The 14,159-nt window shown below is 69.8% G+C and carries 10 protein-coding genes and 4 pseudogenes; 7 read left to right on the forward strand and 7 right to left on the reverse strand.

Annotated features, from left to right (window positions below; translation table 11 throughout):
• Positions 1-109 precede the first annotated feature (109 nt).
• A pseudogene (locus OIB37_RS22740) lies at positions 110-1,087 on the forward strand (IS1380 family transposase); the annotation flags it as partial.
• 121 nt (positions 1,088-1,208) lie between these two features.
• Here the strand turns inward: OIB37_RS22740 and OIB37_RS22745 are convergent.
• From OIB37_RS22745 to OIB37_RS22765, 5 genes and pseudogenes are all read right to left on the reverse strand, one after another.
• Positions 1,209-2,156, reverse strand: a pseudogene (locus OIB37_RS22745) (recombinase family protein); the annotation flags it as partial.
• A gap of 48 nt (positions 2,157-2,204) precedes the next feature.
• Positions 2,205-2,426 (reverse strand): annotated as a pseudogene (locus OIB37_RS22750) (pentachlorophenol monooxygenase); the annotation flags it as partial.
• Between the two features lie 24 nt (positions 2,427-2,450).
• Entirely contained in the window at positions 2,451-3,647 is a 1,197-nt protein-coding gene (locus OIB37_RS22755; RefSeq protein WP_330459443.1) for an acyltransferase family protein, read from the reverse strand.
• Positions 3,648-3,939: 292 nt separating this feature from the next.
• The gene (locus tag OIB37_RS22760) at positions 3,940-5,253 is read right to left on the reverse strand and encodes an alpha-2,8-polysialyltransferase family protein (RefSeq protein ID WP_330459444.1); all 1,314 of its coding nucleotides are present in this window, start codon (positions 5,251-5,253) and stop codon (positions 3,940-3,942) included.
• Positions 5,250-6,227: a glycosyltransferase family 2 protein gene (locus tag OIB37_RS22765; RefSeq protein ID WP_330459445.1), complete on the reverse strand. Its 978-nt coding sequence runs from the start codon at positions 6,225-6,227 to the stop codon at positions 5,250-5,252. The genes OIB37_RS22760 and OIB37_RS22765 overlap by 4 nt, the downstream gene beginning before the upstream one ends.
• 198 nt (positions 6,228-6,425) lie before the next feature.
• On the opposite strand from OIB37_RS22765, the gene OIB37_RS22770 reads away from it, so the two are divergent.
• From OIB37_RS22770 to OIB37_RS22785, 4 genes are read left to right on the forward strand one after another with little or no spacing between them, the layout of a single operon-like run.
• Positions 6,426-7,760: a DUF6716 putative glycosyltransferase gene (locus tag OIB37_RS22770; RefSeq protein ID WP_330459446.1), complete on the forward strand. Its 1,335-nt coding sequence runs from the start codon at positions 6,426-6,428 to the stop codon at positions 7,758-7,760.
• Between the two features lie 59 nt (positions 7,761-7,819).
• On the forward strand, positions 7,820-9,064 hold the full coding sequence (locus tag OIB37_RS22775) for an N-acylneuraminate cytidylyltransferase (protein ID WP_330459447.1): 1,245 nt from the start codon (positions 7,820-7,822) through the stop codon (positions 9,062-9,064).
• Positions 9,065-9,078: 14 nt separating this feature from the next.
• Positions 9,079-10,017, forward strand: a complete 939-nt coding sequence (locus OIB37_RS22780) for an N-acetylneuraminate synthase family protein (protein ID WP_330459448.1) — start codon at positions 9,079-9,081, stop codon at positions 10,015-10,017.
• Between the two features lie 47 nt (positions 10,018-10,064).
• A complete protein-coding gene (locus OIB37_RS22785; RefSeq protein ID WP_330459449.1) occupies positions 10,065-11,216 on the forward strand; it encodes a hypothetical protein in 1,152 nt (383 codons plus the stop codon).
• On the opposite strand, the gene OIB37_RS22790 is transcribed toward OIB37_RS22785, so the two are convergent.
• Positions 11,213-11,404, reverse strand: a complete 192-nt coding sequence (locus OIB37_RS22790; protein WP_330459450.1) for a DUF397 domain-containing protein — start codon at positions 11,402-11,404, stop codon at positions 11,213-11,215. The two genes, OIB37_RS22785 and OIB37_RS22790, sit on opposite strands and share 4 nt — an antisense overlap.
• Positions 11,405-11,412: 8 nt before the next feature.
• Entirely contained in the window at positions 11,413-12,255 is an 843-nt protein-coding gene (locus tag OIB37_RS22795; RefSeq protein WP_330459451.1) for a helix-turn-helix domain-containing protein, read from the reverse strand.
• Positions 12,256-12,456: 201 nt separating this feature from the next.
• On the opposite strand from OIB37_RS22795, the gene OIB37_RS22800 reads away from it, so the two are divergent.
• Both OIB37_RS22800 and OIB37_RS22805 read left to right on the forward strand, forming a co-directional pair.
• Complete coding sequence (locus OIB37_RS22800) at positions 12,457-12,870, forward strand: ATP-binding protein (protein ID WP_330459452.1); 414 nt, start codon at positions 12,457-12,459, stop codon at positions 12,868-12,870.
• Positions 12,870-13,655 (forward strand): annotated as a pseudogene (locus OIB37_RS22805) (hypothetical protein); the annotation flags it as partial. The gene OIB37_RS22800 and the pseudogene OIB37_RS22805, both read left to right, overlap by 1 nt.
• Positions 13,656-14,159: the final 504 nt, after the last annotated feature.

Consider the following 14,159-nt stretch of genomic DNA (forward strand, 5'->3'; position numbering starts at 1 on the left):
GGGCTTGTCCGGGTCTTGATCAGATAAACGGATAATGCCTCTGACCTGCAACGATGGGACTCGGTGAGGGTCCTGTCAGCTGCAAGGAAAGAAGCACTCTCCCCAGGCCGATGCCCCCGACGCGAACGGCCAAGTCATCGTGGACATCGACGGCGTGCTGGTCCTGGCGCACTCCGAGAAGCAGGACGCCACCGCGACCTGGAAGCGAACCTTCGGGCACCATCCGCTGGTCGCGTTCGTCGACCACGGGTCGGCCGGGTCCGGGGAGCCGGTGGCCGCCCTGTTGTGGCCGGGCAACGCAGGCAGCAACACCGCGGCCGACCACATCACCACCACCCGGCTGGCCCTGGCCCAGTTGCCCAAGCAGTACCGGCGCGGCCGCCGCACCCTGATCCGCACCGACTCCGCCGGCGGCACCCACGAGTTCCTGGACTGGCTCACTGCGCGCGGCCGGTGGCTGTCCTACTCGGTCGGTATGACGATCACCGACGCCGTCCACCACGCTGTGCTGCGGGTCCCGGACTCGGCCTGGACGGCAGCGGTCGAACCTGACTGTCAGCTCCGCGACGGCGCCTGGGTGGCCGAACTGGCCGGGGACCTCCTCAAGGGCTGGCCGTCCGGGATGCGGTTGATTGTGCGCAAGGAACGTCCCCATCCCGGAGCGCAGTTGAGGTTCACCGACGCCGACGGCATGCGTCTGACCTGTTTCGCCACCAACACCACCGGCACCCCGATCGCGGCCTTGGAACTGCGGCACCGCCAGCGCGCCCGCGCCGAGGACCGCATCCGCGCGGCCCGCGACACCGGCCTGCGCAACCTGCCCCTGCACCACACTGCCCAGAACCAGGTCTGGCTGGAGATCGTCCAGCTCGCCCTGGACCTGCTGGCATGGATGCCGATGCTCGCCCTGACCGGCACGGCCCGCCGCTGGGAACCCAAACGCCTACGGCTGCGACTGTTCACCGCCGCAGCCCGCCTGGTCACCACCAGCCGCCGACGCATCCTCCGCCTGGCCCGCCACTGGCCCTGGACCGACACGATCACCAGCGCCTTCGCCCGGCTCCAAGCCCTGCCGAACCCCAACTGAACAGCAACAACGACCCATCCCGACCAGCAGCCGAATGTCCTCGGAGCCGTGGAACCCGACGCCCACCCGACGCGACAGCCGGGCCATCGGAATTTCGGTTTCACGGACCGCGCCGGTATAGCTAACTCCAGTTGTTGTCCATCCTGATCAGTCGCTTCTTAACATCGCGCGGAATGATCAACTGCCCCAACAGCTCCCCATCGTCCTGCTTTCCAAGTTCGAAAGTTATTCCGGCGCTCAGTAGATCCTTTTCCATGGCCTCTACGCCACCAGCCTTCCAATGCTGACTGTAGGTCATGCCGGTGCTTTCGTAGACCCACCTATCCTTTGTGGAATCCGGGTCGATCTTCATCAAGTCGTTCATGAGGACGTCTAGCGTGGCCTCTGCCTTCTCTCGAATGAACCCGGCTTTATCGAACCTTCCCCCGGACTCCAGCCCAGACATGTAGTAGGCGATGGACTCTTCCAGTCGCTTCCGCTCACGCCTGTTTTCGTCGCCTCGGGCGTACTCACGGCGGATCACCTCGAAATCCCCCAAGGCCTCAAAGACGGCCTGTGCAAGAGCCGAGTACACATGCTCAGGGTCCGGTGTCACGAATCCTGGCTTCCGGCAATCGGGGCACCGCAAGCATCGGTACTCTTTCACTTCGCCGGTAGAAAGTGTCTTGTAGTTGTTCGTTTCGTTAACGTTTCTACCGCATTGGTGTTTCATGACGCCAAGGAACCTAGTGGGGCGACGGTTCTTCTCATGATGACGCTTGTTCTTCGCGCGGGTGGCAAGTGCTGCTTGTACGCTCTCGAATTCTGTATCAGTCAGGATCGGTTCATCCGTGACCCTGATTTCCTGGCCCTGCTTGTCTAGCACCGGCGTAGATTTGTAGGTAGTCGACTTCGTCCCTCCTTCGGTGCGAAGCCCCTTAACGGCAGGGTTCCTGAGAATCCTGAGAACCTGCTGTTTGTTCCATTTCCGGTTGCTGTAGGTCGGAACCTTGGCCCTGTCTAGAACCTTGGCAATTCGGTTTGCCGGAACCCCCCGCATTGCAGCCTGGTGCATGTAGCGCACCGCTCGCGCTTGCTTGGGGTCTCAGCGGCAGCCGACCCGGGCCAGATAGCCGTCCAGTCCGTCCGCCGTGCCGTGCGGCGCCCGGTCGCCCGCGCGCACCTCGGCCGGGGCGGTGCGCCGCTCCTCGCTGAGGGACGACTTCGGGTACGCCGGGTCGAGCTGGACCGTCGCCCTGCCCCGCCGTATCTCCCCGCGGTGGACGCCCGTCGACAGACCCAGCATGGCCGCGGCGTTGGCGCGCCGCTCCTCCTCGTAGGTGTCGAGGCGCGTTACCGGGTGCGCTGAGGCGGTGTGCGGCCCCTACCGCGGTGAGGTCCCCGGTGTGCGGGGCCTCTTCAGCGCCTTCCGCAGGCGTGGTCCGAAAGGTTTCTCCACGAAGCGGTGCAGCAGCCACGCCAGCACCAGCATGCCCAGGACCGTCACGCCGAGCGTCGGCCACGCGGGCAGGCCGAGCCCCCGGTGCAGCAGCCGGATGGCGAACCAGCCCAGGTGCTCGTGGACCAGGTAGAACGGGTACGTCAGCGCGCCCGCCGTGACCAGCCACGAGCCGTGCGCGCGGCTGGTCCAGCCCAGCGCCACGGCCGCCACGGCGGCGAACGCGAGGGTGACGATCAGCATGACGACGTACGGGTCGCGGACGAGTTCCCCGTGCGCGTGCCACAGTCCGCGCGTGGCGTTGCTCTGCCCGAGCAGCCAGGAGAAGGCCACGATGCCCCACAGCAGCAGGTCGCCGCCGAAGCGGTGGACGAGATAGAGGGCGAGACCGCCGATGAAGAACGGGGCGTAGTCGGGCATGACCAGCTGGTCTGTCAGCGCGTTGCCGGACGTGCGGCAGAGGACCACCGCCAGCGTCCACACACCGCAGAACATCACCACGCGGCGGTAGGTGACCCCGCGGGCGACGACGAGCAGGGCGAACAGCGCGTAGAAGCGGACCTCCGCCCAGAGCGTCCAGCACACACCCAGCACGCGCGGTACGCCCATGGGCTGCTGCAGCATCGTCAGGTTGACCAGGAACTCGTCCGGCCGGACCGCGTGGACGACGACCGGCAGCGCGAGGGACGCGCCGGTGACCAGGACCAGGGCGGCCCAGTAGGCGGGGTAGAGGCGGGCGACGCGGGAGCGGAAGAAGTCGCCGAGCGTGCGGCCCCAGCTGCTCATGCAGATGACGAAACCGCTGATGACGAAGAAGAACTGCACGCCCAGGTTGCCGTAGACCGTCACCTGGGACAGGGCCGGGAAGAGGTGGGACGGGGCCTGGTGCCAGGACGCGGAGACCGGGCCGCCGCGTCCGGTGTAGTGGTAGAGGCAGACCATCAGCGCGGCCAGCAGACGCAGCCCGTCGAGCGCGTGCAGCCGGCTCCGGCGTCCGTCGGCGGTGGAGGGACCGGGGCCGGAGGGGCCGGTGGTGGAGCGGCCGGGGGCGGGGCGGGCGGTGGCTCTTTCCGGCGCGGAGGCGGCGGGAGCGGAGGCGGGGGCATGGGAGGAAGCAGACATGGTGTTCGACTGTTTACCCGACCCGCGCCAATAGCGAGAAACTTTCTGTGAAAATTCCCGACGCACAGGATTCATGTCACCGACGCCCGCCGAAAATCACGGGAATCGAGTGGGCAGTGCGCGGATGATTTCCCTGCCTGCCCTTTCCCGTTCACCTTCGCGTCCTTTTCTCTTTCCGTTGTTCCTCTCGAACGGGCCGGACGGACGGACGGACGGATCGGACCGGATCAGAACCGGACCGGATCGCGCGCCGATCGCCTTTCCCGGAGTGGCCGCTCTCCACCCGCTGCCGCTATCCGCGCGCCGTCCGCTTCATGGTGCGCACCCGCCGCGCCACCCGCCGCACCGTGGCGTTGCGCGGAATGAAGGCGAGCCGGGCCGGCAGGCCGCCGGGCAGGCCGAGCGCGGTGAGCCGGCGGCGCTTGAAGAAGTGGTCGATGCCGGCCGGGCGGTGGGTGAGGTACTCGGTCGCAGCCTGGCGCAGCCCGGGGTAGATCTGCGGCTGCATCATGAAGCCGACGGTCTCCACCAGGCCCTTCACGTCGCCGGCCGTCGCCGTCCGGCCGCTCTCCAGGTCGGGCAGCAGCGCGTCGGCCAGTGTCACCGGGATGCGGTTGCTGTTCTGGTACGGGGTCAGCCGCTCCAGCAGCAGCTCCGTGCCGACCCGCGCGGCGGGCAGCCCGTAGAAGGTCCTGGCGGTGAACAGCGCGGTGGAGAAGCAGCCGACGACGAGCGCGGGACGGACCCGCTCGTAGAGCACCTCGGCCGGCACGGGCACGTCGAGGACGGTCAGCTCGACGCCGAGGCGCTCAGCCTCCTCCTCCAGGGCCCGGCCGTAGCGGGCCGGCGCGGTGGGGTGCGGCTTGAAGACCACCCGGCGGTGCCCCTGGGCGAGGGCTCCCCGCAGCATCCGTATGTGCAGCTCCTCTTCCTCCTCGGGCGTGAGGATGGACAGCGCCGACAGGTACTGGCCGAGCAGCAGCGCCGCGTCGGCGGGCAGTTCGGGCAGCGTGGGCGCCGTGGCGTCGAGCGTGCCGAGCACCTTCATGAAGGCGTCCGTCGGCACGGTCTGCGGCGCGACCCCGAACTCGGTGAGCAGCAGGGGCTTCAGGCCCGGCACCAGGTCCAGGTGGAGCAGGCGGCGCACGCGGGTGCCGACCAGTGGGTCGATCTTGAAGCGGGTGGGGCCGTAGCTCATCAGCCCGTCCGCGTACACGTTGATGGGCGCGACGGAGAAGATCTGGCTGACGGCGAGGGCCGGGTTGACCTGGATGGACTCCACGGCCAGCTCGACGTCGTCGTCGCCGAGGTCCCACAGCAGCCGCAGATGCCGCTCGAACAGCGGGGTGTCGTCGGGCCGCGGGGACCAGCCGCCGGGGTGGAAGGGCGCGATGGCCTCGTTCCACGACAGCACCTCGTCGAAGCGCTCACGCAGCGGTGCGAAGCCCGGCATCTCGTCGAGGGCGGTGGTGACCTCGGGGTTGCCCGCGTTGTTGGAGACCAGCAGGATGCGCCGGCCGGCGGGGCGGAAGCAGTCGGCGTCGATGGCCGCGGCGAGCGTGGCGGCTCCGTAGAGCGTGGAGGCGCAGAAGATCTGGGTGGTCATGCGGCAGCGTTCTCCGTCACCGGGCGGCGGCGCAGCCGGCGCAGTCGCGAGGCGCGCTCCCAGTCCATCGAGTCGAGTACGTCGTCGAGAAGGTCCTGCGGCAGCCGCTTGAGGGCCGCCGCGCTCATGGTGCGCAGTCTGCGGGCGACCGCCGGCTCGAACTTCTCGATCGTGTTGAGGTGGTGGGCGATGATCGCGCAGTACGTGCGTACGGCCTTGGGGAGATAGAGGTCGCCGTCCCGGTCCTGGAGGGTCTCCGCGATCACCTGGTCGAACGCCGGAATGAAGTCGAGCTGGCGTACGTCGCCGATCTGCGTCAGGGAAGAGGTGACGCCGCGCCGGTAGAAGATCCCGAGCAGCCGCCCGGCCACGGCGAAGGACTCCGCCTCGCGGTGCAGGCGCCAGATCCAGGGCCGGTCCTCGGCGGTGTGCAGCTGCTCGGGGAAGTGCAGCAGGCCACGGTCGACGAGCCTGCGGTGGTAGATGCCCGCCCAGGAGTACGGGTAGTCGACGGGCGTCGAGCGGTTGTCCGGCAGGATCACGTCACGCGGCGACACGACGGTGTCCCGCAGCCCGTAGGGCACCCGGTGGATGACTCGCTCGGTGCCCGTGCACCGCACGTGGTCGGTCCGCAGGAAGTCGCAGTCCAGCGTCTCGAAGGCGGCCACCAGCTGCTCGAAGTACCCGGGGGCGACCCAGTCGTCGCCGTCCAGGAACGTCAGGTACTCACCACGGGCGGCGTCGATCCCCGTGTTGCGCGCGGCGGACACCCCGCTCTCCGTGCGCCGCACGAGTACCGCGCCCGGCAGGTCGGAGGCCGCGCGCTCCAGGATCTCGCGCGTTCCGTCGGTCGAATTGTCGTCGACGAGTATGAATTCGAAGTCCTCCCGCGTGTTGGCGCGCAGGCTCTTCAGGGTTTCTGGGGCATATCGCTGCACATTGAAAAATGGCAGGATCACGGAGAGCTTGACCACCCGGTCGACGGTAGGCGCCGGCCCGGCATTCGTCTTGACGGCCGGTGGGATTGCGGGTGAACGACGCGTGGCGGAATGGTGAACCAGGCGGGTTTCCCGGCCGATCGTGACCCGATTCGCCAATCGGCGGTGTGCTGTTAACCGTTTGTTGCATTCGGGTTGGGCGGTTCCTCGGAATGGCTTCCTAGCGTCCTCGGCGTGCCAGCAAGTGCAACGAAGTCCCTGCGAGTCGCCGTCCTCGCGGATTCCGACACCCGGTGGAAGTGGGGCGCGCTCACCGCGCAGCGCCTCGCCCCGGCCGGTGCCGCGATCCGGCTCGACGGCTACCTTCTGCGGGGACGAGCGACCCCCACCGCCCGCCAGCTGACGGAAGTCGGCGTCCCCGCCGACTCCCTCCGCGAGGTGACCGGCGTCGAGTTCCTGCGCGCCATGACCGGCGAGCCGTACGACGTCCTCGTCCTCGCGCTCGTCGGCGGCGGTGTGCAGGCGATGCTGCACGGGCTGCGCCACGCCTGGGGCACCGGGAGGCGTCCCGTGGTCGTCACCGGCTATGTCGGCGTCGTCTACGAGAAGCTCGCCGACGGACTGCTGCTGCGGCACGGCGCGGACCTCGTCCTCGCCAACTCCGCCCACGACGCGGACCGGTTCCGGGCCGTGTACGAGGGTGTGGGCGCCGACGCCTCCGCGGTGACCGAGGTCGCGCTGCCGTTCCTCGGCGGGGAGCCCTACGCCGGCGAACACGAGCCGTCCGCGAAGCAAGGGCACAGGCCCTACACCGTGGTGTTCGCGGCCCAGCCGTCGGTGCCGGACAGCCGCAAGGACCGCGCCTACCTGCTCGACCGGCTGATCGGGCACGCCCGCAGGCACCCCGAGCGCGAGGTGCTGCTCAAGCTGCGCTCCAAGCCGGGCGAACACACCACGCACATCGAGGAGTTGCCGTACCAGAAGCTGGTGCAGGGCAGGGAACTCCCCGCCAACTTCCGGCTCGTGTACGGCCACATGGGCGAGGTTCTCGACCGTACCGACCTGCTGGTCACGGTCAGCTCCACCGCCGCGCTGGAGGCCCTGCACCGGCGTGTCCCCACGGTCGTACTCACCGACCTCGGGGTGCGCGAGGTGCTCGGCAACCACCACTTCACCGGCTCCGGATGCCTCGCCTCCTGGGACCAGCTCGACGCAGGCCACCGCCCGGCGCCGGACCCGGAGTGGGTGGCCCGGCAGGGCGTCGCCGCCGAGGGCTCCTACGCGAACGCGTTCGACGCGGCCCGCGAGCGCATCACCGGGCTGCTGGACCGCCCCGGGGCCCTGCCGCCCCTGAGCCCCTACTACACCCCCGAGACCGCGCCCGGCTATCTGCCCGGCATCCTCGCCCGCCACCACCTCGGCCCCGACGGCGCACCGCTGCCCGGCGCGCCCGCCGCCGACAAGGAGCCCGGAGCCGTCCGGCAGATCGTGCGCCGCGCCGCGCGCGGCGCCTACCGGCACGGCGTGCAGCGGGTCGCCCCGGTGATCCGGCGGATGGGAGAGCTGTGAGCGACCGCAGCCCACGTCGAGGAAGTCGAGCGCGTCACGTACGCCAAGGAGAGGACCCCATGCCCAACCCGGATGCGGCACAAGGCGTTTCGGTACGCCGGGTGCTCGCGGTGATCCCCGCGCGCGGCGGCTCCAAGGGTGTCTCCGCGAAGAACCTCGCCCCCGTCGGCGGCGTCCCGCTGGTGGCCCGCGCGGTGCGCGAGTGCCGTGCCGCCCGGCTGGTGACCGACGTGGTCGTCTCCACCGACGACCAGGCCATCGCCGCCGCGGCCCGCCAGGCCGGCGCCGAGGTGGTGCTGCGCCCCGCCGCCATCGCCGGCGACACCGCCACCTCCGAGGCCGCCGTCCTGCACGCCATGGACGCCCACGAGGCCCTGCACGGCGCGCCCGTCGACGCGGTGCTCCTGGTGCAGTGCACCAGCCCGTTCGTCGTCCGCGAGGACATCGACGCGGTGGCCGCCGCGGTCGTCGCGAACGGCGCGGACACCGCGGTGACCGTCGCCCCCTTCCACGGCTTCGTCTGGCGCGACGGCACGGACGGGATCAACACCGGTGAATCCACCGGCGGTCACGGCGTCAACCACGACAAGTCCTTCCGCCCCCGCCGCCAGGACCGCCCCCAGGACCTGCTGGAGACCGGCGCCGCCTACGCGATGGACGCGGCCGGTTTCCGCGAGCACCGCCACCGCTTCTTCGGCCACACCGAGCTGGTTCGCACCGACCCGGCCCGCGTGCTGGAGATCGACGACCCGCACGACCTGGCCCGCGCCCGCGCCCTCGCCCCGCTGTTCGACGCGGCCCGGCCCGGCGCCCTCCCCACCCACGACGACATCGACGCCGTGGTCCTCGACTTCGACGGCACCCAGACCGACGACCGGGTGCTGATCGACTCCGACGGACGGGAGTTCGTCTCCGTGCACCGCGGAGACGGGCTCGGCATCGCAGCCCTGCGCAGGAGCGGGCTGAAGATGCTGATCCTGTCCACGGAACAGAACCCTGTGGTCGCCGCCCGCGCCCGGAAGCTCAAGCTCCCGGTACTGCACGGCATCGACCGCAAGGACCTCGCCCTCAAGCAGTGGTGCGAGGAACAGGGCATCGCGCCCGAGCGCGTGCTCTACGTCGGCAACGACGTCAACGACCTCCCGTGCTTCGCCCTCGTCGGCTGGCCCGTGGCGGTCGGAAACGCCCACGACGTCGTACGCGGCGCCGCACGCGCGGTCACCACCCTCCCCGGTGGCGACGGCGCGATCCGAGAGGTCGCCGGGTGGATCCTCGGCCCCTCTCTCGACTCCCTCACCAAGTAAGGAACTTCTCTGCCATGAACACCAACTCCCGCCTGCGTACGTTCGGTTCCCGCCAGGTCGGCCCGGGCAAGCCCGTCTACATCTGCGGCGAGATCGGCATCAACCACAACGGTGAGCTGGAGAACGCGTTCAAGCTGATCGACGTGGCCGCCGAGGCCGGCTGCGACGCCGTCAAGTTCCAGAAGCGCACTCCCGAGATCTGCACGCCGCGCGACCAGTGGGACATCGAGCGCGACACCCCCTGGGGCCGGATGACCTACATCGACTACCGCCACCGCGTGGAGTTCGGTGAGGACGAGTACCGGCAGATCGACGAGTACTGCAAGGAGAAGGGCATCGACTGGTTCGCCTCCCCGTGGGACACCGAGGCCGTCGCCTTCCTGGAGAAGTTCGACGTACCCGCCCACAAGGTGGCCTCCGCCTCCCTCACCGACGACGAGCTGCTGCGCGCCCTGCGCGACACCGGCCGCAGCGTCATCCTCTCCACCGGCATGTCGACCCCGAAGCAGATCCGCCACGCGGTCGAGGTCCTCGGCAGCGACAACATCCTCATGTGCCACGCCACCTCCACCTACCCGGCCAAGGCCGAGGAGCTGAACCTCCGCGCGATCAACACGCTGGAGAAGGAGTTCCCGAACGTCCCGATCGGCTACTCCGGCCACGAGACCGGCCTGCAGACCACGCTGGCCGCCGTCGCCCTCGGTGCCGCCTTCGTCGAGCGCCACATCACCCTCGACCGCGCCATGTGGGGCTCGGACCAGGCCGCTTCCGTCGAGCCGCAGGGCCTCGTGCGCCTCGTCCGCGACATCCGCACCATCGAGGCCTCCCTCGGTGACGGCGTCAAGAAGGTCTACGACTCCGAGCTGGGCCCGATGAAGAAGCTGCGCCGCGTCGCCGGCGTCGTCGCCGAGGCGGAGATCGCGGCGGCGGCGGGCGAGCCGGTCGCCGTCTGACCCCGCCCGGCCTTGTCAGCCCCTGACGACGGGACGGTCGTACGCCGATGAGCCCCCGCGCCGGTCACACCGGCAACCCTGCCCCCACGCTCGCCTTCGTGGAGAGCCCGGTGCAGCTGCTGAACGTACTGGAGTGGGCGCACCTGCACGGCCTGCGCGGCGCCCCCGCCGAGCCGGGCCGGCCGCTGCCGGCCGCCCAGGCGCCGCGGTCGCCGGCCGGTGAGCCGCGGCCGGCCGGCGCGGAGCTCACCGTCGTCGTCCTGTCCCCGACCGACCCCATGACCCGGGGCCAGCTGCGCCGCATGGCCGACCTGGCCCGGGACGAGGGGTACCGGGTGCGCTGGGAGGAGGCGCGGGGCGGTACGACCGCGCCCTTCCACACCATCGGCGGGCTCGCCGGACCGCTGCGGCGGGCGGACCGGATCGTCATGGGCGACCCGTTCTCCCGCTACGTGCAGCTCCTCCTCACCATCACCCGCGCCCGCGACCTCGTGGTCGTGGACGACGGCACGGCGACCATGGAGTTCGTCGCCCAGCTGGCGCGGGGCGAGCGGCTGGTCCGCTGGCACCGCAAGGGCGGCCGCCCCGGGCCCCGCGACCTGCTCTTCGCCCCCGTCTCCTCCTCGGCCCGCCGCCGCCTCACCCCGAGCGCGGACCGGCGGGTGGAGGTCTTCTCCTCCATGCCGGTCACGGAGACCCCCGAGGGCGTCACCGTCACCGCCAACGACTTCGCCTGGACCCGGGCCCGCTTCGGCCCGCCGCGCATCACCAAGGGCGCCGACATGGTCGGCACCTCGCTGGTCGAGACCGGTGTGGTGGACGCCGACCGCTATGTGGAGGCCGTCCGCTCGCTGGCCGGGGCCCACGGCGCCACCCGCTACTTCGCCCACCGCCGCGAGCACACCGACAAGCTGCACCGCCTGGCCGGCGAGACCGGCCTGGAGATCGTCCGCCCCGACCTCCCGCTGGAGCTGATCGCCCGCCGCGGCCCCATCGGCCGCACGGTCCTCAGCTTCCCCTCGACGGTCGTCCACACCCTCCCGCTGGCGCTGGCCGGCACGGGCGTCCGCGTGGCGGTCTGCGACATCGACCCCGCCTGGCTGACGGAGAACGCCTCGCCCCGGGCCCAGGGCTTCCTGTCGGGCGTCACGGGAACGGCCCGCGACGTCCACCGGCTGACGGCGGTGAGCCCTGCCTAGCCGGCGGCTTCCTTCAGGGTCTCGATGAAGGGGGCGAAGGCCTCGGCCGGGAAGGTGAGGGTGCCTGCGGCGGGGTCTTTGGAGTCGCGGACGGCTATGCGGGTGGGGTGGGAGGCGATCTCTACGCAGGCGTCTCCGTCGCCGGGCCCGGAGTAGGACGACTTCCGCCAGGTACCGGGGGTGTCCATGGAGTGCTTCACAGTTCCTTCGCCAGGGTGTGGATGAAGGTGCGCGAGTGCGCGGGGTCGAGTGATACGGCCTTCACATTATGGAAGAGCGTTCGAAAAGCGCTCAGTTGAGCCTCCGAGTCGATGAACGCCGCTCCATGGGGACTGTCGCGCACGACCGTGTCCAGCTTCGGCACGGGACCTCCCGCATACGCCATGGCACTCGCGGCCCCGGCGAATCCCTCCAGGTGGAACGGGATGACGCGCACGGTGACGTGCTCGGCTTCGGAACGTTCCAGAATGTGGGTGAGTTGCGCCCGTGAGGCGGCGCGATCGCCGACCATGATGCGCAGCGCGGCCTCGTGGATGACGACCTCGTACGGGATGTCCGTGACGGCTGTCTGGCGCTGCATCCGATGGCGTACGCGCAACTCGATGTCCTCTGGCGGGAGTACGGGTACCCGGTAGGCGAAGACCGCGCGTGCGTAGTCCTCGGTCTGCAGAGAACCGGGGACGAAGAGGAACTGCACCTCCCGCAGGAAGGCGGCGTGGTGCTCCAGTTCGGCGAGGTCGAGGAACGGCTTCGGCAGCTGCCATTGGTACTCCGCCCACCAGCCGTGTGTCCGCTGAGTGGCCATGGCCGCCAGGGCTGAGATCAACTCCTCGTCGGTGCACATGTAGTGAGTGGCGAGGCGGCGCAGCCGCGCCTCGCTCACTCCGGTGAGTCCGGATTCGATCTGGTTGATCTGGACGGAACTCACTCCGAGCAGCTCTGCCGCCTCACGGCCCTTCAGGCCGGCGGCCTCGCGAAGTCTGCGCAGCTCGACGCCCAGACGCAGTTGGCGTGCCGTCGGTTCGCGCCTCAAACCCATCAACTGCTCCTCGGTCCAACACGCCTGCGAGCGCGACTCGTTCAGGGGAAGATTACGCGATCCACTTGCTCCGCCTTTAAATACAGGCCTACCGTAAGTGACGTAGCGACCGCACTGCGGAAGCGCACCGCGCCGTCCTGCCATGACGGCCGCGGCATTGCCACCGCCTGCGAATCCCCCCAACCCCACGGGAGCTGACGCATGCCCGAAACCTGCGAAACCTGGGACTACACCCTCTACATCCCCAACGACCTCAGAGCGGTCACGGTCTGCCGCCGCACTCTGCGCCTGATCCTGACGATGCACGGTCTGATCGGCCTGACGGACACCGCCGAACTCCTCGCGACGGAGCTGGTCTCCAACGCCGTACGGCACACGAAGGGGCCGGCCGCGCTGAGGGTGCGGCGGACGGCGGAGGGGGTGATCTGGATCGGCGCGTGGGACACGGACCCGGGCCCGCCGGAGCCGCCGCGTCCGCTGGAGCAGGTCACGGACCTGGAGGACGGCCGAGGCCTCGCACTGGTCCGGGCCTGCGCGGACGTGTGGGGCTGGCAGCCCTCGGCCCGCTTCGGCAACCGGGGCAAGTTCGTGTGGTGCGAACTGGAGGCCGCGTGATGGTCGGCTCCTCGCACGAGGCCCTGCACCGGATCTTCCAGAAGGACCCGGCCCTGCTGACCCGAGCCTTACAGCGGGTGCTGCGGGTGCCGTTCCCGGAGCCGCGGGAGATCGCGGCCATGAACGTGGACCTCACCGAGATCGAACCGGTCGAGCGGCGCGTGGACACGCTGCTGCGAGCGGAAACGGACGAGGGGACCTACCTCCTCGTGGTCGAGTCACAGGGCAAGGTGGACGACCGCAAGCGGGGCAGCTGGCCGTACTACCTCTCCTACCTGTACGAGAAGTACCGCTGCGAACCGGTCCTCATCGTCATCACCCAGAACAGCGCCACGGCCCGCTGGGCCTCGCGCCCCATCCGTCTCGGCTTCCGCGAGTGGCACTCGATGACGGTGCGGCCCCTGGTCCTGGGCCCGGAGAACGTCCCGGTGATCGCGGACGAGACGGAGGCCGAGCGCGACGTCCCCCTGGCGGTGCTCTCGGCGATGACACACGGCCGTGGCCCGCGGGCCACGGCCATACTGAAGCCACTGGCTTCCGCCCTGCGGACCATCGACCCCGACAGCGCCGCCGTCCTCGTCCAATTCGTCGACTCCTGCCTGACCGACCCCCAGGCACAGCAGATGTGGAGGGAACTGATGACAGCGATCCAGTACTTCTGGCGCCACCCCCTCGCCGAACAGGTACGCGAAGAAGGCCGGGAACAGGGCCTGGAGCAGGGCCTGGAGCGAGGCCGCGAAGAGGGCCGTATCGAGGGTCAGCGCGAGATGGTCCTCCGCGTCCTCGGCGGTGGCGCGGAAGTCGACGGCAAAATCCCGGAGGGCGGAACCATGCCGCCTGGGGCGAGCCCGACGGACCCGACGTCGGCGGCGCTTGAGCGATCCGCGGCCAACATCCATCCGAATCCGAACTTCGGCAAGGCGCAAGATCTGGCCAACCGTATCGGTGACGCGTTGCACGAAGCCACGGAGGTGGACGCCAAATGGGCGCCGAAACTGCGCGCGCTGAAGGCCGACGATGACTTGGTGGTCTCCAACCGGGACTGGGTCGATGCCCGGTCCGACATGGATGGCGTCCGCGATGCCGGAAAGAAGTATCTCGATTCCCTGCCGCACCCTCCCAAGGGTGGCAGCCCCAAGGGGAACGCGACCTGGTGGCAGGGGCTGACCCGGGAACAGCAGGCTGCATGGCTCTCGCTCCAGCCTGACTCCGTTGGCAAACTCGACGGTTTGCCCTCCACCGTTCGAGATGAGGCCAATCGCGTCGTGTTCGACGAGACACGGGCCCGA

Origin of the sequence: Streptomyces sp. NBC_00820, assembly GCF_036347055.1 — a bacterium.
Lineage (GTDB): Bacteria > Actinomycetota > Actinomycetes > Streptomycetales > Streptomycetaceae > Streptomyces.